The organism is Paenibacillus sp. EB106-06-01-XG199 (assembly GCF_058791575.1).
This window is the reverse complement of sequence record NZ_JBYTDQ010000001.1, coordinates 305,689-330,937: the sequence shown is the minus strand read 5'-3', so window position 1 is coordinate 330,937 and position 25,249 is coordinate 305,689. Positions and strand designations below refer to the sequence as shown.

Annotated in this window: 22 protein-coding genes; 7 read left to right on the top strand and 15 right to left on the bottom strand. The window is 48.7% G+C overall.

What is annotated here, in order from left to right; genetic code table 11:
• Positions 1–128: 128 nt before the first annotated feature.
• From AC3WT9_RS01820 to AC3WT9_RS01800, 5 genes are all read right to left on the bottom strand, one after another.
• On the bottom strand, positions 129–380 hold the full coding sequence (locus AC3WT9_RS01820; RefSeq protein WP_341093911.1) for a YolD-like family protein: 252 nt from the start codon (positions 378–380) through the stop codon (positions 129–131).
• 729 nt (positions 381–1,109) lie between these two features.
• Positions 1,110–1,310, bottom strand: coding sequence for a hypothetical protein (locus tag AC3WT9_RS01815; protein ID WP_341378904.1), 201 nt, complete (start codon positions 1,308–1,310; stop codon positions 1,110–1,112).
• 98 nt (positions 1,311–1,408) lie between these two features.
• On the bottom strand, positions 1,409–1,888 hold the full coding sequence (locus tag AC3WT9_RS01810; protein ID WP_341378905.1) for an SRPBCC family protein: 480 nt from the start codon (positions 1,886–1,888) through the stop codon (positions 1,409–1,411).
• A gap of 77 nt (positions 1,889–1,965) precedes the next feature.
• On the bottom strand, positions 1,966–2,328 hold the full coding sequence (locus AC3WT9_RS01805; protein WP_341378907.1) for a hypothetical protein: 363 nt from the start codon (positions 2,326–2,328) through the stop codon (positions 1,966–1,968).
• Between the two features lie 145 nt (positions 2,329–2,473).
• Complete coding sequence (locus AC3WT9_RS01800; protein WP_341378908.1) at positions 2,474–4,153, bottom strand: hypothetical protein; 1,680 nt, start codon at positions 4,151–4,153, stop codon at positions 2,474–2,476.
• 258 nt (positions 4,154–4,411) lie between these two features.
• Between AC3WT9_RS01800 and kduI the strand changes: the two genes are divergently transcribed.
• From kduI to kduD, 3 genes are all read left to right on the top strand, one after another.
• Positions 4,412–5,245 carry a 5-dehydro-4-deoxy-D-glucuronate isomerase gene (kduI, locus tag AC3WT9_RS01795; protein WP_038593270.1) on the top strand — a complete coding sequence of 278 codons (834 nt, stop codon included), beginning with the start codon at positions 4,412–4,414 and terminating at the stop codon, positions 5,243–5,245.
• Between the two features lie 34 nt (positions 5,246–5,279).
• Positions 5,280–6,035 (top strand): DeoR/GlpR family DNA-binding transcription regulator, encoded by a 756-nt coding sequence (locus AC3WT9_RS01790; protein ID WP_076110042.1) that lies wholly within the window; start codon positions 5,280–5,282, stop codon positions 6,033–6,035.
• A 70-nt stretch (positions 6,036–6,105) separates the two neighbouring features.
• Positions 6,106–6,861, top strand: coding sequence for a 2-dehydro-3-deoxy-D-gluconate 5-dehydrogenase KduD (gene kduD / locus AC3WT9_RS01785; RefSeq protein WP_341378909.1), 756 nt, complete (start codon positions 6,106–6,108; stop codon positions 6,859–6,861).
• A 126-nt stretch (positions 6,862–6,987) separates the two neighbouring features.
• Here the strand turns inward: kduD and AC3WT9_RS01780 are convergent, their stop codons facing one another.
• From AC3WT9_RS01780 to AC3WT9_RS01760, 5 genes are all read right to left on the bottom strand, one after another.
• Positions 6,988–7,914 carry a phosphotransferase enzyme family protein gene (locus tag AC3WT9_RS01780; RefSeq protein WP_341378910.1) on the bottom strand — a complete coding sequence of 309 codons (927 nt, stop codon included), beginning with the start codon at positions 7,912–7,914 and terminating at the stop codon, positions 6,988–6,990.
• A 220-nt stretch (positions 7,915–8,134) separates the two neighbouring features.
• On the bottom strand, positions 8,135–9,502 hold the full coding sequence (locus AC3WT9_RS01775; protein WP_342479980.1) for a sensor histidine kinase: 1,368 nt from the start codon (positions 9,500–9,502) through the stop codon (positions 8,135–8,137).
• Positions 9,499–10,173: a response regulator transcription factor gene (locus tag AC3WT9_RS01770; protein WP_341093919.1), complete on the bottom strand. Its 675-nt coding sequence runs from the start codon at positions 10,171–10,173 to the stop codon at positions 9,499–9,501. Before AC3WT9_RS01770 ends, AC3WT9_RS01775 begins: the two co-directional genes overlap by 4 nt.
• A 63-nt stretch (positions 10,174–10,236) precedes the next feature.
• On the bottom strand, positions 10,237–10,707 hold the full coding sequence (locus AC3WT9_RS01765) for a hypothetical protein (RefSeq protein WP_341093920.1): 471 nt from the start codon (positions 10,705–10,707) through the stop codon (positions 10,237–10,239).
• Positions 10,708–10,849: 142 nt separating this feature from the next.
• The gene (locus tag AC3WT9_RS01760; RefSeq protein ID WP_492407247.1) at positions 10,850–12,001 is read right to left on the bottom strand and encodes a stalk domain-containing protein; all 1,152 of its coding nucleotides are present in this window, start codon (positions 11,999–12,001) and stop codon (positions 10,850–10,852) included.
• 156 nt (positions 12,002–12,157) lie between these two features.
• Between AC3WT9_RS01760 and AC3WT9_RS01755 the strand changes: the two genes are divergently transcribed.
• Positions 12,158–12,781, top strand: a complete 624-nt coding sequence (locus AC3WT9_RS01755) for an NUDIX hydrolase (RefSeq protein ID WP_341378914.1) — start codon at positions 12,158–12,160, stop codon at positions 12,779–12,781.
• A gap of 139 nt (positions 12,782–12,920) precedes the next feature.
• Here the strand turns inward: AC3WT9_RS01755 and AC3WT9_RS01750 are convergent, their stop codons facing one another.
• Entirely contained in the window at positions 12,921–14,999 is a 2,079-nt protein-coding gene (locus AC3WT9_RS01750; RefSeq protein ID WP_492407478.1) for a beta-galactosidase, read from the bottom strand.
• A 189-nt stretch (positions 15,000–15,188) separates the two neighbouring features.
• On the opposite strand from AC3WT9_RS01750, the gene AC3WT9_RS01745 reads away from it, so the two are divergent.
• Together AC3WT9_RS01745 and AC3WT9_RS01740 are read left to right on the top strand one after the other, a co-directional pair.
• Positions 15,189–16,079 (top strand): helix-turn-helix domain-containing protein, encoded by an 891-nt coding sequence (locus AC3WT9_RS01745; RefSeq protein ID WP_492407246.1) that lies wholly within the window; start codon positions 15,189–15,191, stop codon positions 16,077–16,079.
• A 151-nt stretch (positions 16,080–16,230) separates the two neighbouring features.
• Positions 16,231–17,361: a YARHG domain-containing protein gene (locus AC3WT9_RS01740; protein WP_341093924.1), complete on the top strand. Its 1,131-nt coding sequence runs from the start codon at positions 16,231–16,233 to the stop codon at positions 17,359–17,361.
• 165 nt (positions 17,362–17,526) lie between these two features.
• Here the strand turns inward: AC3WT9_RS01740 and AC3WT9_RS01735 are convergent, their stop codons facing one another.
• Together AC3WT9_RS01735 and AC3WT9_RS01730 are read right to left on the bottom strand one after the other, a co-directional pair.
• Positions 17,527–19,266, bottom strand: coding sequence for an ABC transporter ATP-binding protein (locus tag AC3WT9_RS01735; RefSeq protein WP_341093926.1), 1,740 nt, complete (start codon positions 19,264–19,266; stop codon positions 17,527–17,529).
• Entirely contained in the window at positions 19,263–20,999 is a 1,737-nt protein-coding gene (locus AC3WT9_RS01730; RefSeq protein WP_341093927.1) for an ABC transporter ATP-binding protein, read from the bottom strand. Before AC3WT9_RS01730 ends, AC3WT9_RS01735 begins: the two co-directional genes overlap by 4 nt.
• Before the next feature lie 151 nt (positions 21,000–21,150).
• Here AC3WT9_RS01730 and AC3WT9_RS01725 point away from each other — a divergent pair, with 151 nt between their 5' ends.
• Positions 21,151–22,020: a LysR family transcriptional regulator gene (locus AC3WT9_RS01725; protein ID WP_341093928.1), complete on the top strand. Its 870-nt coding sequence runs from the start codon at positions 21,151–21,153 to the stop codon at positions 22,018–22,020.
• 77 nt (positions 22,021–22,097) lie between these two features.
• On the opposite strand, the gene AC3WT9_RS01720 is transcribed toward AC3WT9_RS01725, so the two are convergent.
• Complete coding sequence (locus AC3WT9_RS01720; RefSeq protein WP_341378922.1) at positions 22,098–22,829, bottom strand: MOSC domain-containing protein; 732 nt, start codon at positions 22,827–22,829, stop codon at positions 22,098–22,100.
• A 198-nt stretch (positions 22,830–23,027) separates the two neighbouring features.
• The gene (gene htpG, locus AC3WT9_RS01715) at positions 23,028–24,908 is read right to left on the bottom strand and encodes a molecular chaperone HtpG (protein ID WP_341093930.1); all 1,881 of its coding nucleotides are present in this window, start codon (positions 24,906–24,908) and stop codon (positions 23,028–23,030) included.
• Between the last annotated feature and the right edge of the window lie 341 nt (positions 24,909–25,249).

Sequence of the window (25,249 nt, the reverse complement as noted above, 5' to 3'; positions counted from 1 at the left end):
AAAAAAAAAGAGCACCGGGACTCTCCCCGAATGCTCTGTTCTCTGTTGCCAAGACGGCTTAAGCACGGCTTTCCTGCTCTTCCGGCTGTAGCCGGAGTGCCAGTTCTGGAAATCTATCTTCGCATGCTTTAATCTCTTGGATAATCCATTGCCATTATATCCATAAAAGGCACCTTGACCAGCTCTTCCTTACAGCTGAGATGCACCTTACCCGTGCGCGGGTCCATGCCGACAATCTGCCCCCGGACCTGATCTTCCTTGCCCCAAACCGTCAATAGCACTTCAGAGGCCTCCTGCATCGCTTCCGTCAGTTGATTGCCGATTTCCTCCAGCACAAATTCATCTCTTGTCGGCCGTTTGGCCACCTTTGCTTTTGCCACACTATTCCTCCGTTAAATTAAAACTGTTTCCACTCTACGTAGCTTAACATTTCCTGCAGGTCTGAACAAGGTAATCGTGATTTGCTCCTTCTGCTGTAGAGAGTAGTTCCACTCATGTCACGAATCTCAGAATCGACCTGGGAAGCTGATCGGTGCAACTCATCAGCTCCAGTTCGCGCTCAAATAAAAGGAGTCGCTGGCGCTTCCCTGCCAACAACTCCTTTTGTTATTTTCTTTTATAGCTCTTAGCCCAACTTAATGTCATTTCTTGAAAACTCACCTGTCTGCGCCAAGTCCTATGAGTGGTTTCCCACTCGTTAACAGCTTGCTTATAAGGTGTGTAAAATCGCCAATCACTAATATCCCAGGAACAATAAACTTTTCGATAAAATTTTCCGAATGGAATGTCTTGAGAGTATCTTCGTACGGCCTTACTTGCCTGTCGTTTTATCCAACGACTTGCCTGGTCTTTACTTACGGGTGTTTTCTTAATGCTTCTACTCAAATCAACTCTAACCTCCTTCAGGGAAGCTAGAGTCCGTCTAGTAATTTCATTGATTCACCCCTTATTTTTCCATATCCAGATAATAAACCGATTAACTCACTGAAGCAACTATTCTTTTAGCATGTAATCCAGAAACTGCTCGATGAAATCAAAATCATTTACGGATCTTTAATTCGCTCTGATTCTGCATGCTGATTGCTCCAAAGAAAAAAGCCGCTGATTAATCAGCGACCTCCTCTCAAAACATTAAAATATATTTGTGGGGCTACAAGTGCTAAGAACCAAAATAAAATAAATATCGCACCAAGAATATTTCTAAGCCGACCCTTTTTCATACGGTTGATGAAATACCCAGGAATAATGAAGCTTGCCCCTAAAATTAGAAACGGCATGATCAGTAAACATAGTTCACGAATGGATAACATGCCAAAAACCCCTCCTGCTCAATAGTTCTGCAAAAGAGATTCCATACCTCGAAAGTATGAAGAACGGCTCCTCTGGCGAATGCGAAAACGTGTTGGACTCAATTCCGGAACTTGTCCACAAGCGCACTATACACCTCATATCTGTTCTCCCATACTATTTTGCGGTTACCGAATGGCTTACCGTCCAGCAGCGCTGCGATCACTTCCAGACAGACATGCCACCCGGAGAGGTCTTTGGCTGTATGGTCCGTAATTTTGCCCATGGTTTCGATTAATTGCAGGCGGCAGCCTTCCCGTTCGGGAAACAGTTCAAAACGAACCTTGTCCTCTCCCCAAATAAATTCCAATACGGAGTTCCGCTCAAAATCAGTAATCTCCAATTCCAAAAAGGTACCGTCCTGCATATCAAATTCGATGATCCCGCCAGTCCGTAAATCCTTTACCCTCAGCTCGGAGAACCATTCCTTCAGCAGTTCATTTTGAGTCAACATCGCCCAAACGCGATCCGCAGAATGCTTGTAATGGAATTCAAAGGTGGCTGTGAAGCCTTTCGGAACCGCTATAATCTCAGCAATCATTGATAGTCCCCCTTTTCTGTGAGTAATAGTATGCTTATCCTTTAAACTGTAAAGTGATCCGCAAGAAGAAGTGATGCCTAAAGTTCAATAAATATAATTTTGAAAAAACCCAGATATTTCTTTTTTTCTTGAATATCACCTATAAAATGAGTATTGTCTTTTACATCAGGAACGCTGTAGACGGAGAACAAGATAAAATTTTCTCTTACCGTCAGTGAATCCAGCAATGATTTTGCGATCAGGTTCGTAATTGCCCCTGACTCCCCGACTTTAAATATCTCATCTGGCCGATTCATTGCATAATCCACAAAATCAGCTCTAGTCGGATTTGAGACTGCCAGTAGGATCAGAATGATTATCAATCCGAGCACCATACCCGTCTTTTTCTTAGTGGATCTGCGAGTAGTTCTTACTGGGTTTACATCATAAGTCTGCTCCATTTCATCCCCTCCTGTGAAAACTTTAAACCATTTGGATCTTTATGTAAATTACAAACCCCTCCTTCAGTTTATGGTGCAGCGTACACGCAAACGGACAACCGCAAGGTTGCCCGTTCATTTAACCCGTATTTAGGATAGAAACTTATTAAACAACATAGTCTTCCAGTGAAATCCGGCTGCCGCCCAGACTGGCTTGAGGGCCCGCACCCACCCCAAGGGTCAGCTGTACCTGATCGCCGCTTAAAGTCCGGTATTGGACCGACAGGTCATCTCCGGTGCTAAACTCCGGCGCTTTATTCGTCATTGCCTCAGCAAAAGCAGGCAAGTCGCCAAATCCCAGCTCTGTTGCCTCTTTCACCGGAACAGCCTCCACGACGGCTCCTCCCGGCATTCCTGTAGCCGTAACCTCCAGGTAGTCCTGCCGTTCTTTCAACTCGTAGCCCTGGGACAAGTAGACAGCAAAGTAGACTTTGCCTGCCTTCCCGAACAGCGCCTCCTGCGACTTGATCCATTCCCCTTTGGGCAGAACCCCTACGATGGAGTCTTTCTCTCCTTCCGGAACGGGATATAAGGAAAGGACCGTACTCCTGTGAAACAGCACCTCCATATGCGGACTCTGATGGCGGGGATCGCCTTCCCGATAGCCTTGACCGGGATGGAAGAAATACAGCCGGTTGCTCCCTCCCTGTACGCCAATTGGCAGTGAGAAGGCCCAGCGCAGCTGTTCGTTGTCAAATTCCTCTACCCGCTCCCACATACCTCCAGCCGCATAATCCTCCGTGATATAAGCGTATGAATGCAGCAGCGGCTGAGGATCCGGGTCACTTGGCACAACCTTCCGGGTCAGCTTCTTGACTTCGGCAGGTACGCTCCGGTCCAAAGCAGCGGACCGTACCTGCTCCGGCGCTTCATAGAATAATAATCCGGCATATTCGGTTCGCGGCATCTCCGCAGGCAATTTGAAGTCTCCAAACTGCACATAATCATGCAGCACATTGCCGTCCGCCGGAACATCATGCGGCCACCCCCGGGAATGTGCGCCTACCCAGGCGCCCTGCAGGTAGAAGTGCCCCCGTTCCTTCCACAGATAATCCAGCATTTCTGCCAGAATGTCTTTGATTTTAGGGTCCTCTTCCAGCTCCCAGGCACAGGTAAATGCCTGCACCCAATGCCAGAACCACGGCAGGCTGCCATACTCCGGCATGCCATTCCCGCGGATATAGGCCAGTGTATTCTGCAGGCTGAGCAGTCCGTCTTCGCATAACTCCTCATCATCAAACAGCTTGCCGAAGATCAGCTTCGCTGCAGTATATTTAGCTTCATGATGCCCGAAGGTCACCACCGGTTTGCGGTAAAATCCGCTACGGTAGATATGGCCGATGGCCGTATGAAAAGCAATTCGGAGTCCTGCACTGAACTCGCTGGAATACCGCTTGCAGAACCAAGCCATCAGGCTGCCCATAATTTCCACCGGAAGCTCATGCGGCAAGGCCTCCCGCGGCACCGGGTTCAGGCCAAGCGGCCAGTGTCCGTATAGCGCAGTCCCGGGCTGTCTGTTCTGCAGCAGAACGGTTTCCAGCAGCACGGCTTCTGCTTTCTGCTTCGCTGCTACACGGTCAAAGGGCAGCTCGCGAGACGGGTCTGCGGCAGCTGCGAACAGGTAAGAGGCATAATAAAAATTATTACGCACATCATCGTGGAACCAAAGACCGCTCTCCAGCAGCGGACGGCTCTCCGCTTCCAGCGCTACATTATATATAATTTCATCCTGTCGAATTTTATAAGGACTCTGAGTATGATTGAAATCCACCATTACCGGCTTCACCCTCCATATTTTAAGTTTCTTTTTATCGATCCTTGCCCACTCTCAGGAATCACGACTTCAACAACATCCCCTTCACTCTCCCTGAACCTTGTATTTCAGTCTATTGTGCACGCTTTCGGTTCATATGGCAATCTCTAAAACGACAAACAAACTAAATTAAACGCACTAAAAAAGATTATCACTTGCCAAATGAACGTAAATGGATTAAATTGTACCTATACGAACGAAAATACGTTTTTGAAGGAGATTGAATATCCAATGGAAAGACGTTTCGCCTCACATCCCAACGAAGTTAAGCAGTTTGATACTGAGCGCCTGCGCAAAGAGTTCCACATTCCCGTTATTTTTGCTCCGAATGAACTGAAGCTCGTGCTTACCCATGAAGACCGCATGATCGTCGGCGGTGCCAATCCCGTAACCGAAGATGTTGTGCTTACCACGGATCTGAAGGAACTGGGAGTCACTTACTTCCTGGAACGCCGTGAACTGGGTATCATCAATGTCGGCGGCAAAGGTTCAGTTGTTGTAGACGGAACAGAATATGAAATAGATTTCAAAGAATGCCTGTATGTCGGCCAAGGTTCCAAAGATGTGGTGTTCAAAAGCGCAGACAGCGCCAAACCGGCGAAATTCTACCTGAACTCCGCTCCGGCTCACCAGTCCTATCCTACAACCAAAACTACACTCGCCGAATCCGAATCCGGAGCAATGGGTGGTTTGGAGAACTCCAACGAGCGTACGATTCACCGCTTCATTCATACCAATGGCGTACAAAGCGCACAACTCGTCATGGGTATGACGCAGCTCAAACCGGGCAGCATGTGGAATACAATGCCTTCGCATACTCATCCGCGCCGGATGGAAGCCTACTTCTATTTCGATCTTCCAGATGACTCTATCGTGTTCCACCTGATGGGCGAACCTACCGAAACCCGCCATATCGTGATGCACAATGAACAGGCCGTCATTTCCCCAAGCTGGTCAATCCACAGCGGTGTAGGCACACATAACTATACCTTCATCTGGAGCATGGCCGGGGACAACAAACGTTATGATGATATGGACCCCGTAGGTATGAAAGAATTACAATAGAAAGAAATCAACTACGGAAAGATGAGGCAGGCGGATGAACCCGATACGGAGACACGAGATGATTATGGAAGTTATGCTGAACCAGAAGGACGTAACGGTAAACGAATTGAGCGACAAGCTCCAGGTGACGGGAAAAACAATCCGCGAGGACTTAAGCAAGCTGGAGGAACAGGGATTGATCGTGCGTGTACACGGCGGTGCTGTATTGGCCCAAAGTGATCAGTTCGGCATTCTGCCTTCCAAGAACCCGCTGGATAAATATTCCGACGAGAAAACGGAGATTGCGCTGCGCGCGCTTGCCCATATCGAAGAGGATGACATCATTGCGCTGGACGGCGGGAGCACCACGCTTGAAATTGCCCGGCGGCTGGACAATATGCCTCTGACGGTCGTCACCAATGATGTGTACATCATCAGCGAACTGGTTCCCAAAGACAACATACGTCTGGTCGTTCCCGGAGGCTACCGCGTCCGCAACATGCTCGCAGGTCCCGAAGCTGTCTCATACGTGCAAAAGCTAAATATAGAAAAAGCATTTCTGTCGGCTACAGCCGTGCATATCGAGCATGGGCTGTCTATTTACACCGGTGATTTAATTGATTTCAAACAGGCCCTGGTCTCCACGGCCCGCAAAGTATTCGCCGCCTGCGATCATCATAAATTCGGGCATACCGCTTTGCGCACCTTCGCTTCACTGCAGGAAGTGGATGTGCTGCTTACGGACAGCGGCCTTGCACCCGAAACGGTGGAACAGTTCCGCAGTGCGGGCGTCAATATTGAATGCGGATAATAAATTGCACTTTATTTAAAAAACTTAAGTACAAATTCCACAATCCCCACTCAAAGGAGAGAATATTAATATGTCATCATTATTCAGTCTGGCTGGTAAAACAGCCATCGTAACGGGCGCTGCCCAAGGTCTTGGACAAGGTATTGCCCTTGCTTTTGCGGAAGCTGGCGCAGACGTTGTTTCTGCCTCCCTGAACACAAGTGCGGAAACCGTTGAAGCCGCCAAAGCTTTCGGCGTGAAAGCTCTCAGCATCGAAGCTGACCTGAGTGACCACACTACCCTGCAGGGCATGTTCGACAAAGCGCTAGAATTGACCGGCCACGTTGACATTCTGGTCAACTGTGCAGGCATGATCCGTCGTACTCCGGCCAAAGACCATAGCGAAAAAGACTGGTTCGATGTCATCAACCTGAACCAGAATACTGTATTCCTGCTGTCGCAAATTGCCGGCCGCCACTTCCTGGAAAGAGGGTCCGGTAAAATTATCAACATCTGCTCCATGCTTTCCTACCAGGGCGGGATCAATGTTCCGGGCTATACTGCAAGCAAACATGCTGTTGCCGGTTTGACCAAAGCCTTCGCCAACGAATGGGCCGGTTCCGGTCTGAACATCAACGCAATCGCACCAGGCTACATGGCTACAGAAAACACAGCTCCAATCCGTGCTGACCAGAACCGTTCCGACTCCATATTGGACCGCATTCCTGCTGGACGCTGGGGAACTGCTGAAGATGTTAAGGGACCTGCCGTATTCCTGGCTTCCGCTGCTTCCGACTACCTGAACGGTCATATCCTGAATGTAGACGGCGGATGGCTGGCCAGATAAGTATTTTACTGAACTCAATAATAGAAACAGCAGCAGTCAGGGATGAGAAAGTAAAGTCCCAGATTGCTGCTGTTTTTTTGACAATCGTTCTCCGACAACTTCATTCTGCCCCTTATTCACCATAGTTCAAGAATGGCTGTACTCCATCCGACTTCTATATAAATTCAAGATTCGGACCTGCTCCTCGCTTAGCTCTTTAGCATTCCAATACATATGCATTAAATTATATTCGAACAATTCTTTTAATTTCATGAACAGCGGTAGTTTCGTAAGCATCTCGGAAGAGAGCTCATTCTCCTCTTTATATCCATCTACTAACGCCCTGGTAATGGATCTTTCATAATCTCTAAGGTTCTCTCCCCCTGAGAAGGAGAACTCCAGTGCAGAATAGATAGGAACGGCTAAATCGTATACATAATAATGTTTTTCACAATCTTGAAAATCAATCATCGTTAGCTTGGAGTCACTGTCTACAAGGATATTTTCCAGCCACAGGTCTCCGTGTATTAAGCCATAATTTGAATACTCCTGCGGTAGTTCCTTAATTTTATTTACAACATCGAATGCAATTTCCCGTATGGTCTTCTCTTCTGTAGGAATGTACTTGAGAAAATCGTATTCTTTACACTCATGCCAATGATTGATATGTGCAGTAGTCTCAGAATTCATATATCCTTTACTGACTCGATGCATTCTGCCTATTTGTTGTCCAAGATCTCTAAATACTTTTTTGTTCCATTTTGAACGTGGCAGATGGATTCCTGATGCAGCCTGAAATACAACGACCCGCTTCTCTTCCTCTAACATTATTTTCCCAATGAATGAATTATTAATAGTGCCTATAACCTGGGGAACCCCTATGCCTTGGTTAAAAAGATAATTCGTCCAATTCACTTCATCTAATTGTTCTTGATAGGACTTATAATTCGTTATCCGAACAAAAAAAACACCTTTTTGAGATTGGCAACGGTACATTTCATTTGTTACGGCTTTAACATCATAAAAATTAATAGGATATGTATTATTTAGAAATCGCAAAATTCTTTCTTCCATTCGTTGTTTACCTCAACTTTCTAAATGCTGCTTCATCATTCAACAAGATTATAACAAGCAGACTCCCTCTATGGCAGGTAAAGTTTCTTTATAAATAATTGTGCGTTAATTTCAAGCTGAATCGTCAATCTAAGCACGTACGAAAAAACACCCCGGTATCACAGGCAAGTGAGTTTGCACAGGTTACCGGAGCGTGGAGATTGATGCAGTATGAATCTTATCACACTGCCGGCGTTACGATTGGTAAGGTGACAATGAATGTTGTTCCCCTGCCAGGTTCGCTTTCTAACCGGATGTCACCTTGATGAAGCGATACGATCTGTTTAACGATGGCAAGCCCCATACCGCTGCCCTCATACTTACGGCTGTGGGAACGATCTGCCTTAAAAAACCGCTCAAATATACGTTTCTGGTCCTCGGGGGAAATACCAATGCCAGTATCGGATATTGTAACTGTCACGTTAGTGTTATCCTGTGTAATGCTGACGGTAATAACGCCGCCATCTTTGGAAAATTTAATGCTATTGCCGAGAATGTTGGTCCATACCTGATTTAGCTGGTCATGATCTCCCGTTAGCATAACTGCCTTCAAATCGAGCTCGAAGGTGATGTTGCGAGCCGACCATTGCGGCTGAATCGCGACAATGACCCGCCTGATCTGTTCATCAAGACTGAGTGTTGACAGAGTCAATTGCTGTGACTGCGATTCAAGCAAACTCAGCTTAAGCAGGCTAGCGCTCATCTTGGACATCCGATCCGCTTCATTGATGATAATATCGAGATAACGTATTCGCTCATGAACCCCGATGTTTTCTTGTTTGAGCGCTATAGCATAACCGGATATCGAGGTGAGCGGTGATTGGATTTCGTGCGACACGTTCGATACGAATTCCCTGCGCAGCTGCTCCAGCTGCTGCAGGTCGTGCGTCATTTCTTCAAAGCTGCGAGCCAGAGTACCTAGCTCATCCTTTTGCTTAATATTCAGCTTCACACTGAAATCTCCATCAGCGATACGCCTAGTCGCTATGGTCAGCTTTTTGATCGGTCTGACTAAGAACATGGCTGCAACCAGAATCAATAGGCTACCTGCAATCAACGAATAAGTTATAAAATTCAAAATCCACTTTCGGGTGAAAGCGGCAGAAGGGGGGCCGATTGATTCTAAAAACATCGCTTTCGTACCCGTTTCAGTTGTCAAAGGCAGCCCTAAGAGAACAGTAGCATAACCACTAGGATTTACTTGAACTATCTCTCCATCTATTACTTTTTTCAGTTGTTCCATACTCACAGTGACAGGTTTGTCTCCGTTAAGCGATCCAAAAGACTTGAATTTACCCGTTTCTTCGTAAATTCGAACATAAAAAGATTTGAGCTGATACATTCCACTTACGAACTCGTCCGCTTCAGTCAATGGAAGGGTTTCGTAAAGCCGGGCGACATCCTGGCCAAAGTGAAGTAAAGGCATTAGCATGTTTTCGTTCAATTTATCTTTATATACCCAAACGGCCACATACAGGGCAAGGACTGTGCCCCCGATGACGGAGACTAGAAATGTCAGGACGATACGTGTATATAAGGATCTGATCATTCGTAAACCTCAAGCCGGTAGCCAAGCCCGCGCACCGTCTCGATGCGAAACTGTGGTGTAGTCGCGAACCGTTCGCGCAGCCGTTTAATATGTACGTCGACCGTTCGGTCATCTCCAGCGTAATCGATCCCCCAAATTTGATCAATCAGCTGCTCACGGGTATACACTTGCCCCGGTGTTCCAGCAAGCTTATACAACAGCTCGAATTCCTTGAGCGGCAACGTGAGCGACTCCGTCCCTCTCATCACCTTATAGGTTTGCCGGTCAAGGATGACGTTGCCGAACTGGATCGGTTGCGTAGAGCCAATCCGGTATCGTTTCAGCAATGCCCTGACACGAGCGGTCAACTCTAACGGATCGAATGGTTTCGTCAAATAATCGTCCGTCCCAAGTTCGAACCCTTTCACTTTCTCCCAGGTTTCACCTCTCGCAGTCAGCATAAGTAATGGAAGATCAGGATTGGCTCTTCTGAGCTCCTTGCATAACGTCCATCCATCCATAATTGGCATCATTATATCGAGCACGACAAGATCAACATGCGTTGCGGCGTAGACGTTCAGTGCTTCTTTGCCGTCCACAGCTTCAACTGTCTCAAATCCGTCGTTGCGCAGAAACAAGCAAACAAGTTCGCGAATGTTCGCATCGTCGTCAGCAACCAGTATAGTAGGCATTCGTTCCCTCTTTTCCTGTTGTAGATCCTAGCATTATACTTTGAATCAACCCAAAATAAACGTTCAACTAAAGGAACCGTCTGTTAAATGCAATAACACAAACTCCTCGGGACGGGAACGAATATATTTCGCAATAATGGAGTGGGTCATCGGGGCAACCTGCTCAAATCGGTCAAACAGGGATTTTATCATTTGCATCAGTTCGTCATCCCGCTCCAGATCCATAAGCGTTGCATCTCCCCAGTTGACCTTTAACCTGCTGTTTCTCGCTTCAAGCTGCCCCCTGGTTTCCTCCAACAGCGCTCCCATTCCCGGCTCGTCAAAAAACCGCACCCCCTCCATCATCCGGTCCCAATACCCCGGTATACTCAGCATGTAAGAGATCCAGGCATAATACTCGGCCGCCGATTTATAACTGTGACCATACATCACCCGGAACATGCAGAGTGCCTGTTGTCCCCTTGTCAGCTGCGAGATCACCTCTGCCTTAACCGCCGGCGATTTACCGCGTATCTGCATAAAAGTCGGCTCCATACACGCACTCCCAAGTTTTTCATCACCTAAGCTATAAAAGGATTCCCGATTCATCGTCACTAAACTCATTACATTCCCCTTTTCTCATTTAATAAAACCGAGAGCGAATAATTATCATACACTCCACAAGTCCGGCTGTTCACTATTTTATTTTACTGCCGATAGCTGCCAGTTCAACTTTGATTTTCTCTGCCGCTTCATTGTCCATTGCATTAAGGGGATTCAGCACAAGCTTATCCGAGATGATAATCAATCCCCGATGATAATACGTTTTCTTGCTAAACACATCCATTATCACTCTCAGGGGGACAAACGTCCGTCCGTTTTTTGTCACGATCATTGTGTTTTTTGCTGGGGAACGATCATTGACTGAAATGGTGGAATCCGCTTCATTGATTATGATCTTATGATTTCTGTATTGAATCGTGACCTCATACTTCTTGGAATCAAACTGTACTGCGGCACCGAACTGATCTGATATAAAACGCAGTGGAACCATTGTTGTCCCTTTCCGCAGATAAGGGGTGATCTTTGAATTCGTATCATCTATCATTGTCTGCTTTCCTTTGGCAAGCACGTTACCCTGGCCGATAGACAGAACGATGGCGTCTCTCTTAATATCATCCACCAAGGAATTGATTGCTGCCTGCTGCTGGCCACCGTTTTGACATCGTTCACCCTTATACAGTTCCATATACTTAACGATAATGTCGATAGCTTCTGGTCGAATATCCTGTTTCAGACTTTTATCGGCAAGGACCGCCTCCGTATTATTCCAGCTGCACATTAAGCTCTCTTGGGACACGGCAAGCGCATGGATCAGGGCTACCGTCATACTGTCCGGCGACGCCTTCTTGGCCTCAGTGATCCAATACAAATCAGGATCAAGATAATGATCCAGAACCTTCATATAGCCAAGGACAAAAATCTCCTGCGGTGTCAGCTTCGCTTTATCCAGCGAATCTGCTTTCTTTCCATAAACAGATAGTGAATACTCCTCTGTCAGATCTCTATCCTCCCATCCTTGAACTGAATACAGCGCATTTATTACTGCCGCTTTTTGATCCAGCGGTGTGGTTCCCGACGATAAAAAATCGTTAACTTTCACACCTAATCCGTTCTTCAAGGCCTCAGTAACCATATCTACATCAAGATAAGCTTCATAAATTGCCGTCGAGGTTATGGGCGAGTCTGCATGCACAGTCTCCTGTTTATTTCCAAAAAAACAACCAAAAAAAACTATTGAAGCTACCAGAAACAATTTGCCTAGCCTTGAATGTAACGAGTTGCTCATAAAAATTCCTCCTTGGGATGATGGGATATTCTTACTCGTTCATATCGGGATTCTATGTGGACAAGCCGTTGCCTGTGCGGCAAATGCTATGATATATTTAGCCGACGAAGCAGGATCGGCATCACCAGATGTTAACATTAATAAAGGAGCCTTCGCATGAATGACGAGCTACTGACCACTTTTGATGACAATGGCAATATTACCGGGACCGCACCCCGTGATGAAGTTCACCGTTTGGGACTCTGGCACGAAACCTTCCACTGCTGGTTCGTCAGCAAGGAACAGGACATGCTCCATATTTATCTTCAGCTGCGCAGCGAACTCAAAAAAGATTATGCCGGTCTGCTGGATATCACGGCCGCCGGACATTTATTATCTGATGAGGTTCCGGAGGATGGCGTCCGTGAGGTGCAGGAGGAGCTTGGAATCTGCGTTGCTTTTGAGCAGCTGATCCCCCTTGGGATCATCCCTTACAGCATGGACAAGGAGGGTTTTCTCGACAGAGAGCGGGCGCATGTCTTTTTGTACACAAACACCACCCCTTTAAGTGACTTTAAGCTGCAACAGGAAGAGGTTGCGGGAATTGTAACAGCCGATTTCACCGGCTTTCGAAGTTTGTGGCTGGGAGACAGCGCTACACTGCAAATCCAAGGATTTAGTGTGGAAAGCAGCGGTACGCGGATTCCAATCAGCCAGACTGTGGACAGGAGCCACTTTGTGCCGCATGAGATCAATTATTATCGGCGCATCATTGAGGGCATTGAGGCAGCCTTTGGCTGATTAGCCTTCTTCAATCATTACCTATTTTACCATTCCCTTATGGCATAGCAAGATTCTACCCTGCACCCGCAGGCTGCTTCCGTTTCCACAATGAAAAGGCAGGACCCTGATGACCGGGTCCTGCCTTTTGTAATTCTATCTATTTCTGTGCTACTTTCCGTTTCAGCATTACTAGCCCGTTCACAGGAAGTGCAACAACTCCCGGGGCTGGCTCGCCTGATTCCAGGTCTGTATAAACCAAACCATCCAGTGTCACTGACGCTTCAGTACCGCTAAAGTTCTGCAGGAAAATATAGTCATGTTCACCGTCTGTACGAAGCTGCGCCGTTACACCTGCTGGCAGTTCGCTTTCCAGCACGCGGCCAATTCCCGCCTTAGCGGTAATTGCAGCATACAGCTCTACGTAAAACGCCGCGTCTTTGACGCGGGTAGCCAAATGGTACGCTCTGCCTGCTCCGAGCTTGTTGAGTGTCAATGCCGGCTGCCCGGCGTAGAAATCGCTGCGGTAATGGCCTAGCGCCTCCGCCCCCTCCAGATGGATCAGCTCGGCAATTTCATGCGCATCGTAATCGCCCGAGAGCTTCAAGGCGTTGCCTGCCTGCAATACAAGACCGTTCACATCCCGGCTGTGCAAGCCTTCCGTCTCTTCAGCCCAAATGCCGAGCGTTCTGCGCAGCGGTCCCGGGAACCCGCCAAGGTGACACAAATCTGTTTCGCCTACTACTCCAGACCAGTAGGTTGCCAGGAAGGTTCCTCCCTGCTCCACATATTTCTCGATTCTTTGACCGTTCTCTTCACTGATCAGGTACAGCATCGGAGCGATGACCAGCTTGTAGCGTGTGAGGTCATCTCCTGAACCAATCACGTCAACTGGAATGCCCAGCTCCCAGAGGGCACGGTAATGCTGCAGCACGGTCTCTTCATATTTCAGTCCGGAATTACGGATCCCTTGGGCATCCTTGATTGCCCAGCGGTTATCCCAATCGAACAGGATCGCCGTCTCCGCCGGTGTGACGGTGCCCACTACTTCGGTTAATCCCGCCAGAGTTTTACCAACCTCGGCGACATCCCTGAATACACGGGTTTCTGCATGGCCGCTGTGATCGACCACAGCACCGTGGAACTTCTCGCTGGAGCCGCGGCTCTTGCGCCACTGGAAGTACTGCACAGAATCAGAGCCATGAGCGACCGCCTGCAGGGAAGACAGCTTATGCATGCCCGGCCGTTTCAGCTTGCTGACTGACTGCCAGTTCGTGAGCGAAGGCGTACTCTCCATCAGCAGGAACGGCTTTTGCTTGAAGCTGCGGAACATATCATGGTTCAGAGCTGTCCAAGCCGCCAGCCGGACATCATCATCGTCCTCGGTGTAATGCCATTCCGGGTATGCATCCCAGGAGACGACATCCAGAATTTTGGCCAGCTCACGGTAATCAATACCGTCGATCATATGCATGTTGGTGGTCACGGGCAGATCCGGGTTAAAATCTCGTACGGCTGCAATTTCATGCCGGCAGAAATCAATCGTCCGCTCACTGACAAACCGCCGCCAGTCCAGGTTCAGGCCATGGACCTGTGTCTCCCCATGCGGTGCCGGTGAATCAATCTGCTCCCACGAAGTGTAGGTATGGCTCCAAAAAGCGGCCCACCAGGCATGATTCAGTTCGTCGAGGCTGCCCTTATATTTGGCCTTCAGCCATTCCCGAAAGGCGGTCTGGCACAAATCACAATGGCACTCGCCGCCGAACTCATTCGAAATATGCCAGCCGATGACCGCCGGATGATGAGCATACCGTTCAGCCAGCTTGGCATTCAGCGTTGCCGTTTTGTCCCGGTAGACCGGGGAAGTGTAGCAATGGTTATGCCTGAATCCATGCAGATTTCGCACACGGTTTCGTTCCACGCGCAGCACCTCAGGGTAGTTCTCGGACATCCAGGCTGGCCGTGCTCCGCTTGGAGTAGCCAGGAAAGCATATATACCATTATCAGCAAAAGTGTTCAGCACATGATCCAGCCAATCGAATGTAAATACGCCCTCTTCAGGCTCCAGCGATACCCAGGAAAAAATCCCGACAGACATCGCATTGCAGCCCGCCAGCTTCATCAGGCGGATGTCCTCGCGGAGAACTTCAGGATATCTCAGCCATTGCTCGGGATTATAGTCGGCCCCATGAAGCATCACGGGAGCCTTGCTGCTGACCGCAGGGAGTTTTTTGCTCATCATTGTATATTCATCCTCTCATTTTTGATCCGTGTCAGAATGAGACTTTTCTCTGATTCAAGTCATTCTGTGTCTCTGTCTTTTTCACGGACAAACGTTTATACTATTTATAATATAGGATAACCGCAGATTCACAGTAGGATTATACTCGCGATTAGATAGCACAAAATGAATATGAGGTGAACAGCTTTGCTGCCCTTTTCTTTGGTTGAAATGCCGCGTAACCTGGAGGACTTTCCCCTGTACCCTTATTCTGTCGGCAGGCACATTCAGTACCATCATGTCCGCCCGGCTGGATTCCCTGTCCATCAGCTCTTCCTGATCCGCAGTGGAAAGGGAATATTCCGTGATCTCACGGACGGAACAGAAACGGTGCTGGCACCCGGAATGGCTTTCGTTTTCCCGCCTGACCGCGGACATGAATATTACCCGTTGTCTCATGAGCCGTGGCATGTAGCTTTTACCGGCATCTACGGCAGCCAGACAGGGCCAATGCTTCACAGCCTCGGCTTATTGCCGCCCTCCGCCTATCATCTTGCGCGCTTCGAGGAATGCTGGGAAGCCATCGGCGGAATCTGGCAGACCGTAAATGGAGGGAATGTCAGCCGCCAGGAGGAACAGGCCACGCAGGAACTGTCCGTCAGCCTCTACCGGCTGATCCTTATGATGCGCCGGGGCGATCCTTCTGCCGGTACAGCCAGCCGCCTGGAAAATGAGCATGTCCGCAACGAGGCACTGCAAAAAGCGGTGAGACTAATCAATGAGCATTTCACCGAACCGTTACTGGTCGCTAATCTGGCTGCCGCCGTCGGCTATTCCGTGCAGCATTTCCAGCGACTGTTCTTGCAGGAGTATGGCGTAACCCCGCATAAATACCTCCAGAACCTGAGGCTGGAGCGGGGGCTTCAAATGATGACTGAAAGTCCCGGCATCCCTGTGCAGGATATCGCTTTGAATCTCGGGATGGAAACAAACTATTTCATCCGGGTATTCCGCAAGACTTACGGCTGCACGCCGGGTGTAATGAGGGAACGGCTGCAGCGAAGCCAGAGTCAAGCAGCGAACCGGCAGAAGCAATAAGTGCTTTTGCTCCAGATACTAGGCTCTAGGGCTATTTTTAAAATAACAGGTAAGATAATATAAAAAAACTCGTTGGAGCTGCCCCCTTTTTTATGGTATATTTTCTAGATCCAAATTTTAGGATGTCGAAGTCAACTAAGGGGGATGCAATTTGTTTTACCACAATCTCAGAAGAATGGGTCTCATTTTTGGGGTTCTGATTCTCTTGTCAAGCTGTTCCGCAAAGGAACCATCGAACTTATCAAAGGAAGTAAATGGCAATAAGGGTGTAAGCCCGGCAAATCCGGTCAGGGAATACATCATAAAGGACAGTAACAAGGTATTGCTGAGTGCCGACAACGTTAGTAATATGGATAGTCATATCATGGAATTGGCGCGTAATGAGATTTATGCCCGGCATGGATATATATTCAAACGTAAGGATTTGACTGACTACTTTTCTTCAAAGAAATGGTACAGAAAGAACCAAAACTATAGGGAAACTTTCACGGACATAGAAAAGAAAAATATCGAATTATTACATACCTATGAAGCAAAGTACGCAGCTTATCAGTTAATCGCAACACATACGGATGATTATCGTGTCAAAAATTACGAGGGTTCCAATACCTTTAAACAGCAACATATGGTTATTGATCTTAATGGAGATGGAATTAGTGATAATGTTGAGCTAAAGATCCCTGCTGCGAAAGGCGATACAACATGGACGCTTAAAGTAAATGGAGCATCTCTTCAATTTGACGGTGAAGACATGTTTCCTTATTTTGAAATTGTCGATCTTAATATGAATGATCCTTACTTTGAAATCGCTTTTCAATTTGATAGTCAGTATGATTTTTTTAGAGAGACTTATTTTTATTACTATGACGGTCACAAAATCAGATCCGTTGGTACCGTTCCCGATTTCGCCGCACATTCTTCTATGATTGACGGGCTTGGCACTGTTAAAGGGATTGACCGAGCGAAGGAGCTGCAGACATGGTATCGTGAACTCGTATTCCGGTTAGATGCAGAGCATCAGCTTCGTGAAGAAGAACAAGATTTCTACTCTATGTCTCCCCCTACTGTGTTAACCGCCAAAAAAGAACTAAAATTGCAAAAACTAAGAAACTCAGATGAAGAATTTCTTCAAATCAACCCTGGTGATCAAGTGAGTTTCTTAGGAGAAGACAACCGGGGTTATATTAAGTTTGAGCTCTCCACAGGATTAACTGGTTGGTTTCAGGTAGGGGATAAGTATGATTTCACGGATTATTTCGAAGGGCTGATATTATATGATTGAAGCAGCTTAAACTAACGAAGAACTAACTCTCAATAAAACAGCGGCAGTCCAGGACGTTTCTTTACCGTCCATGAACTGCCGCTGTTTGTATATATGGGGTCAATAAAAGAGCGTAAGCTCTGCCAAAGTAGCAACTCCTCCTCCATAACCTGCCACGTTAAGCCGTTACACCACCGCAAACTGGCTGTTGTACAACCGGGCATAGTGACCCCCGCTGTCCAGGAGTCCCTCATGTGTGCCGCTCTCGACGATGTCTCCATCCTTCATGTAGAGAATGAGATCGGACTCGCGGATCGTGGACAGCCGGTGGGCAATGACGAAGCTGGTGCGCCCTGAGATCATGGCGAGAAAAGCCTTCTGAATCCGAATCTCCGTCAATGTATCAATGCTGCTGGTTGCTTCGTCCAAGATGAGCATCGGCGGATCCACGAGCATAACGCGGGCGATGGTAAGCAGCTGCTTCTGTCCCTGGGACAGATTGTCTCCAGAACCGCTGATCTTCGTAGCGTACCCTTCCGGCAGCCGTTTGATGAAGCTGTGCGCATTCGCTGCTTTGGCTGCTGCTATGACCTCTTCCTCTGTCGCATCCGGTTTGCCATAAGCAATATTATCGCGGATGGAGCCTCCGAACAGCCATGTATCCTGCAGCACCATTCCGAAATTCCGCCGCAGACTGTCCCTGGTGATCTTATTAATGTCTATTCCGTCAATTTGGATTGTCCCGCTGTCTACGTCATAGAAACGCATAAGCAGGTTGACCAGCGTCGTCTTCCCTGCCCCAGTCTGTCCTACAATCGCTATACGGGTACCCGGCTTCACTTCCAGGCTGAAATTCTTGATTAGCGGACGCCCGGGATCATATGCAAAACTTACTTTATCGAAGGTGATTGTGCCCTGGCTGGTGTCCATGACGTGAGCCCCTGCAGCATCCGGCGTCTCCGCCGGGAGGTCTAGAATGGCAAAGATCCGCTGTGCCGAAGCCGTCGCTGACTGCAGCTGGGTGATGACACCGGTAATCTCATTAAACGGCTTTGCGAACAGGTTCGAATAAATCAGGAAACTGGACAAATCCCCGACCGAAAAATGCCCACCAATTACAAGCGCGCTGCCGATCATCGCAATGACCGAGAAGGTAATATTATTGACCAGCCGTGTTGTCGGATTAGCCAATGAACCGTAAAACTGGGATTTGACGCCTGTCTGGTACAGTTCATTATTACGGTCCGAGAAACGGGCGAATGAACGGTCCTCGTAGTGGTAAGCCTGCACCACCTTTTGCCCGCCGATAATTTCTTCCACATATCCGTTTAATCCGCCGAGGATCTTTGCCTGCTCACGAAACAGCTTCTGGGAACGCGTAGTGATGAACCGGGCGACAAAATAGGTTGCCGGAGCCGACAGCAGCACGACTACCGTCATCACCGGACTAATGTACAGCATCAGCCCGATTGCACCGGCAATGGTCACAATACCGGTCAGCAGCGTGGAGAAACCCTGCAGCAGCCCGTCCGAAACAGCGTCCATATCATTAACAAAACGGCTGATGCTGTCGCCCTGCGGATGATTGTCATGGAATTTCAGCGGCAGCACATTTAGCTTGTCAAACAACTCACGGCGCATATCGTAGACCGTCTTATAAGCTATCCGATTGGTGTAATAAGTCAGTAGCCAGCCAAAAAAGCTGCCCACAATATATACTGCAGCCAGGATCAGCAGCAGCCGGAGGATTCCGGCGAAATCAACATCGCCCGGACCCGCCATATGATCGACAGCCCGGCCGATCAGCAGCGGCCCGATCAGACTGGCAATCACGCTGATGATGGCGCAGATTACCGCGGTTATGGTCATGCCTCTAAAATGACTTGTATAGCCAAACAATCTCTTCCAGGTATTATTGCCCCTCATTGTCCCGCCTCCTCGCTGGAAAGCTGGGACTGGCAGATTTCCTGATAAACCCCGCAGCTCTCCAGCAGTTCCTGATGACTGCCTTTCCCAACAATCCGTCCTTCGTCAAATACGATAATCTGATCCGCCTGCCGCACCGTGCTGACCCGCTGGGATACCAGCAGCACGGTCGTATCCCTGCTGCTCTCCTTCAGTGCCCTGCGCAGTGCCGCATCAGTCGCAAAGTCGAGCGCACTGGAGGAATCATCAAGGATAAGGATCGGAGGGGTACCCACGACAGCGCGGGCAATGGTAAGCCGTTGCTTTTGTCCGCCGGATAAGTTCAACCCTCCACGCGCGACTGGTGTATCCAGACCTTCCGGCAGCTTGCGGATGAATTCATCGGCCTGGGCTACAACGGCTGCCTGCATCATTTCCTCCTTCGTCGCATTCTGCTTGCCCCAGCGGAGGTTATCGGCAATCGTCCCGGTGAACAGGAGCGCCTTCTGCGGCACAATGCCGATCAGGCTCCGCAGCTGATCCAGCCGGTATTCTTTGACGTTGACGCCGCCTACTCTGACTTCCCCCTCCACCGCATCATAGAAACGCTGAATGAGATTCACGAAGGTGGACTTGCCGGAGCCGGTGCTACCGATAAGCCCCACCGTTTCTCCGCGGTTGATCACCACTGAGATATCCTGCAGTGCAAGCTCTCCAGTCTTGTTGTAACCGAAGGATACATGCTCGAAAGAAATAGCAGGAGCTGCCGCTTCCATCACTGGCAGGGCGCTGTTCCCTTCATCCGAGATTGAGGTTTCAGCCGCCAGCACTTCATTCACACGATTCGCAGAGGACGCAGCCTTGGTAAAGAGAATTACCAGATTCGATACAACAATCAGCGCCAGCAGAATCTGGGTTACATAGTTGATAAACGCAATGATTTCACCCTGTGATAAACGGCCGGCATCAATGTGTATGCCGCCAACCCACAGAATGGCAATAATCGCTGCGTTCACCACCAGAGTAGTCATCGGGCCAAGCCAGGCAGAGATGCGTCCAACCCGGATCGCCGTTGCCGTCAAATCATCCGAAGCTTCATTGAAGCGCTGCTTCTCCCGCCGTGCTTCGGCAAAGGCGCGGATGACGCGGATACCGGAAAGATTCTCGCTCAGCACCAGTGCCAGATGATCCAGCTTCTGCTGATATTTGCGGTAGAGCGGCGAGCTGCGGGTAATGATAAAGTACAGGATGACGCCAAAAACAGGTGTGGCCGCGAGCAGAATCAGCGATAGCCGGAAATCGAGAATCATCGACATTATGATGGCCCCGATACAGATAAACGGCGCACGGACTACGAGACGGATCAGCATGGCCACAGCAACCTGCAGCTGATTCACATCACTCGTGATCCGGTTGATTAGTGACGGTGTACCGAAGGTATCCAGCTCGGCATAGGACAAGGAAGAAATATGCTTGAACATCTTGTTGCGCAGCGAAGTGCCAAAGCCTTGGGATGCCCGGGCGGCATAATATTGGCAGACCATCGAGCAGCCGAAACCGAGAAGCGACATCAGCAGCATAAGCCCGCCCATCCGGTACACATAGGCACTATCCTGCCCGCCGATTCCGTTGTTCACGATCAGCGCAACGATGGTCGGCAGCAGCAGCTCCAGGATCGCCTCCAGCAGCTTAAAGATCGGCCCGAGTATAACTTCTTTTCTGTACGGTTTAAGAAAAACGGCAATTTTGAACACAGTAACCCTCACCTAACTTATGTAGTATGTAATCACTATGAAATAGCGTTAAGACCCGTTATGATTATGTCATACCTGTTTACATATTAATAATATTGGTTTCGTATCAATGCCATACTTAATTCATATGCCAAATCCGGAGGTTTAACAAATGGATATCCGACAGCTTAAATACTTCTTGGCGATTGCTGAGGAAGGACAGATTACTTCCGCTGCACGGAAGCTGCAAATGGCCCAGCCCCCGCTCAGTCAGCAGCTGAAGCTGCTGGAGGAGGAGCTTGGCGTAAAATTGGTGGAGCGCGGACCGCGCAGTATACAGCTGACCGATGCCGGAGTAATTCTGCGGGGCCGGGCACAGCAGATTCTGGAGCTGGCCGATGCCACCACGCGTGAGATTAGTGATTTTGCAAGCGGGCTGCGGGGAACGCTCTCCATTGGGACAGTATCCTCCTCCGCGGCAACTCTGCTGCAGGATCGGCTCTTTGATTTTCACAAAATCTATTCCGGCGTCAAATTCGAAATCCATGAAGGCAACACCTATAAGGTGATTGATCTGCTCAGCAAAGGAATCATCGAGGTCGGCATTGTTCGAACGCCCTTTAACAGCACAAGTCTCGAATGTGTATATGCCGGGGCTGAACCTATGATTGCCGTGATGACTCAGGGTTATGACTGGACGGGCGGAGAGTCCTCCATTGATATCGGGGAACTCAAGGATAGGCCGCTGATTATTTACCGCCGCTTCGAGCAGCTGATCCGTGAAACCTGCCTGGAGCACGGATTCAATCCGGATGTGTTCTGCATGAACGACGATGCCCGCACCACGCTGCTCTGGGCCAATGCCGGTCTCGGCATCGGCATTCTTCCAAAATCAGCCTTCGGCCTCATGAGAAGCGACAATCTGCGTTATAAAGAAATCCGTGGCGAATCGCTCCGCACCCGGGTCGCCGCTGTCTGGATGAAGGATAAATATTTGTCGTCGCTGGCCGAGAAATTCATTGAATGCTTCAGAGCGGAGTAGGCATGGGTATGGATACACAAAATGAAAAAAGCGCTGAACCGGCATTACCCGGAACAGCGCTGGCATTTCGCTTAAGCTTATTGGCTTGCCGGCCTATCAGCCAGATGAACCTCATCTCCAACGCAGACGCGCCCGGTTTGGATAACGGAAGCGTACACGCCGAAATGAAGCCCCAGCTCTTTGTTGACAATTTTCAGAAGCGAGGGGGTTTTCTCTGCAGTATCCGGGTCCATCGTCGTCATGACGCATCGCTCGCACAGCTCATTCACCTGCAGCTCTACCCCGCCAATCCGCAGCCTCCGCCCGGTCCAGTCTCCCTCAAACAGCGACTCATCGCTTAATGCAATCACAAAATTCCCGCGGAACCGGCGCTGATCGACCTCGCGTCCCCAGAGCGCCTCCAGTTTTCTCAGACTGCCATCGGTAACAAGCAGAATACTGGCCTCATCCACCGACAGCAAATGCGGATTCTCCGGGTGCGGTTGCTTCAGGCCGGACATGCTGACCGGGATTTTTGTCTGGCTTTGAATCTCCACAAGCAGCTGCTCGTCCCAGCGAAAGGTCCGCCCGTCCGCTGCAGTGACAGCCACCTCCCCCTCCCGGTAACGCGCTTGATAAGTGAGCATATCCGGTATATTGCGGGCCGTAACGAATCGCTTCCAGCCCTGCTTCCCTTCATCATAAAAAGAGCAAACCCGATCGCCTACGACGCCGTAGGATTCAATGTCGCAAGCCTCCAGCTGCTCTCCCGCGAACGATTTGACCGGATACCGGTTGATTTCACGGATCACACCAACAGTCAATGTCAAAGTCTGTTCCTCCATTTGTTCTAGAAATTACATAAGCTTATTGTACGCGATTTCGCTTTAAATTGTAGCTCTCTTGAAGCAGGCCCTCAGGCCCCCACAAAAAAAGGAAGCCTCATCTTTACGATGAGACGTCCTCTCTCCGGGCAGCCGTTGGGCGAAGCATTTTAGTGATGCTCCAGTTCGGCAAATGCCGCCATTCTATACCATGATTTTGCAAATATCATTAGTGAACTGTACAGGATCATTAACCTGCAACCCCTCGATCAGCAGCGCCTGATTGTAGAGCAGGTTCGTGTAAAGGCCCAGCTTCTCCTGATCCCCTTCGGCAGCAGCCTTCAAGGACTTGAAGACATCGTGGTTAATATTGATTTCCAGTACCTTATCCGCCTGCACCTCTTGTCCGTTCGGCATCGCTTTGAGGATTTTTTCCATCTCGATGGTCAGCTCGCCTTCCGTGGACAGGCAGACCGGATGACTTTTCAGCCGTTTGGAGGCTTTGACTGCCTTCACTTTGCCTGACAGAATACCCTGCATCGCGTCGAACAGCCCTTTGTTCTCGTTCTCCTCTTCTTCCGAAGGCTTGTCAGCGGCATCCGCTTCAATCCCCAGATCACCGCTGGATACATTTTTGAATTCTTTTTCCTTATAGTTCATGATCATCTTGATGGCGAACTCATCAATATCATCAGTGAAGTAGAGCATTTCATAACCCTTGTCCAATACCATTTCAGTCTGTGGCAGCTTCTCGATCCGCTCTACCGATTCCCCGGAAGCATAATAGATATACTTCTGGTCTTCCGGCATTCTTTCCACGTATTCAGCCAGCGTAACCAGCTTCTTCTCCTTGGAGGAGTGGAACATCAGCAGGTCCTGGAGGGTTTCCTTTTCCATGCCATAGTCATTGTAGACTCCGAATTTAAGCTGTCTGCCAAAAGACTTGTAGAATGTCTCATATTTCTCTCTTTCATCCTTCAGCAGGCTCAGGAGCTGGCTCTTAATCTTGCTCTTGATGTTCTTGGCAATCAGGGTCAGCTGGCGGTCATGCTGCAGCAGCTCTCTGGAGATATTGAGCGACAGATCCTCGGAATCGACCATCCCTTTGACAAAGCTGAAGTAATCCGGCAGCAGATCCCCGCATTTGTTCATAATCAGCACACCGTTGGAGTACAGCTCAAGACCTTTTTCATACTCCTTGGTGTAATAATCAAACGGTGTATTTTCCGGAATGAACAGGATCGCATTATAGACTACAGCACCATCGGCACTGATATGGATATGCTTCAGCGGTTTATCGAAGCCGTAGCGTTTCTCGGCATAGAAGTTGTCATAGTCCTCTGTGGTCAGCTCGTTTTTGTTCTTGCGCCAGATCGGCACCATGCTGTTCACAGTCTGCTCTTCTTTGGTTTCCTCGAACTCGCCTTCGCTGCCTTCCTTAGGCTGTCTGCCGGTAATATCCATCTTGATCGGGAAACGGATAAAGTCAGAATATTTCTTGATGATGGATTTCAGGCGGTATTCTTCCAGGAACTCATCGTAATTGTCTTCTTCACTGTTCTCTTTAATCTTCAAAATAATCTCGGTGCCGACGGCATCCTTCTCGTACGGTTCGATTGTATATCCATCCGCGCCCTGGGACTCCCATTTGTACGCCTGGTCGCTGCCCAGCGCCTTGCTGATTACAGTAACATCGTCCGCTACCATAAATGCAGAGTAGAACCCGACACCGAACTGGCCGATAATATTGTGGCCGTCCTTCGACTCGTTGTCCTTTTTGAATGCAAAAGAGCCGCTGTTCGCGATAATCCCCAGGTTGTTCTCCAATTCTTCCTGTGTCATCCCGATCCCTGTATCAGAGATGGTCAACGTGCGGCTGTCCTTGTCGGCAGTGACTTTAATGAAATAATCCTCTTTATTGAACACCAGCGCATCGTCTGCCAGCGCTTTGTAATAGATTTTATCAATGGCATCGCTTGCGTTGGAGATCAGCTCCCGCAGGAAAATTTCCCGCTGTGTATAAATGGAGTTAATCATCATCTCTAGTAGTCTCTTCGATTCGGCTTTAAACTCTTTTTTGGCCATGAATAAAATAATCTCCTTTCAAAAATAACTCTTCTGTTTGCTCTCTGGAAATTAGCACTCCACTCGAATGAGTGCTAACACTTCCTTTTATATACCATATTCTCGTTTTTGATGTCAATATCTTGCTGCATACTATTTAGATTGAACTTATATTCTTTTATTTTGGGATTGGCCGTGACTCCAGAGAATGTTTGGACTTCCGGCCGCTGTTAGGTTTGGATTTCTTGAATTAACCACGAATCGCAGTAGAAATCCAAACCTAAAGGCGGACGCTGTCGCTCCTCCAGTTCCAAAATTCCCCTCCGCCACTTTTCCCTACATGTAATTCTCAAGTTCAATCT

Excerpts from the sequence above, each read along its gene's own strand:
- AC3WT9_RS01815 (WP_341378904.1), bottom strand. The coding sequence starts at position 1,310 with ATGTTATCCATTCGTGAACTATGTTTACTGATCATGCCGTTTCTAATT.
- AC3WT9_RS01810 (WP_341378905.1), bottom strand. The coding sequence starts at position 1,888 with ATGATTGCTGAGATTATAGCGGTTCCGAAAGGCTTCACAGCCACCTTT.
- AC3WT9_RS01805 (WP_341378907.1), bottom strand. The coding sequence starts at position 2,328 with ATGGAGCAGACTTATGATGTAAACCCAGTAAGAACTACTCGCAGATCC.
- kduI (WP_038593270.1), top strand. The coding sequence starts at position 4,412 with ATGGAAAGACGTTTCGCCTCACATCCCAACGAAGTTAAGCAGTTTGAT.
- AC3WT9_RS01790 (WP_076110042.1), top strand. The coding sequence starts at position 5,280 with ATGAACCCGATACGGAGACACGAGATGATTATGGAAGTTATGCTGAAC.
- kduD (WP_341378909.1), top strand. The coding sequence starts at position 6,106 with ATGTCATCATTATTCAGTCTGGCTGGTAAAACAGCCATCGTAACGGGC.
- AC3WT9_RS01780 (WP_341378910.1), bottom strand. The coding sequence starts at position 7,914 with ATGGAAGAAAGAATTTTGCGATTTCTAAATAATACATATCCTATTAAT.
- AC3WT9_RS01775 (WP_342479980.1), bottom strand. The coding sequence starts at position 9,502 with ATGATCAGATCCTTATATACACGTATCGTCCTGACATTTCTAGTCTCC.
- AC3WT9_RS01770 (WP_341093919.1), bottom strand. The coding sequence starts at position 10,173 with ATGCCTACTATACTGGTTGCTGACGACGATGCGAACATTCGCGAACTT.
- AC3WT9_RS01765 (WP_341093920.1), bottom strand. The coding sequence starts at position 10,707 with ATGGAGCCGACTTTTATGCAGATACGCGGTAAATCGCCGGCGGTTAAG.
- AC3WT9_RS01760 (WP_492407247.1), bottom strand. The coding sequence starts at position 12,001 with ATGAGCAACTCGTTACATTCAAGGCTAGGCAAATTGTTTCTGGTAGCT.
- AC3WT9_RS01755 (WP_341378914.1), top strand. The coding sequence starts at position 12,158 with ATGAATGACGAGCTACTGACCACTTTTGATGACAATGGCAATATTACC.
- AC3WT9_RS01750 (WP_492407478.1), bottom strand. The coding sequence starts at position 14,999 with ATGAGCAAAAAACTCCCTGCGGTCAGCAGCAAGGCTCCCGTGATGCTT.
- AC3WT9_RS01735 (WP_341093926.1), bottom strand. The coding sequence starts at position 19,266 with ATGAGGGGCAATAATACCTGGAAGAGATTGTTTGGCTATACAAGTCAT.
- AC3WT9_RS01725 (WP_341093928.1), top strand. The coding sequence starts at position 21,151 with ATGGATATCCGACAGCTTAAATACTTCTTGGCGATTGCTGAGGAAGGA.
- htpG (WP_341093930.1), bottom strand. The coding sequence starts at position 24,908 with ATGGCCAAAAAAGAGTTTAAAGCCGAATCGAAGAGACTACTAGAGATG.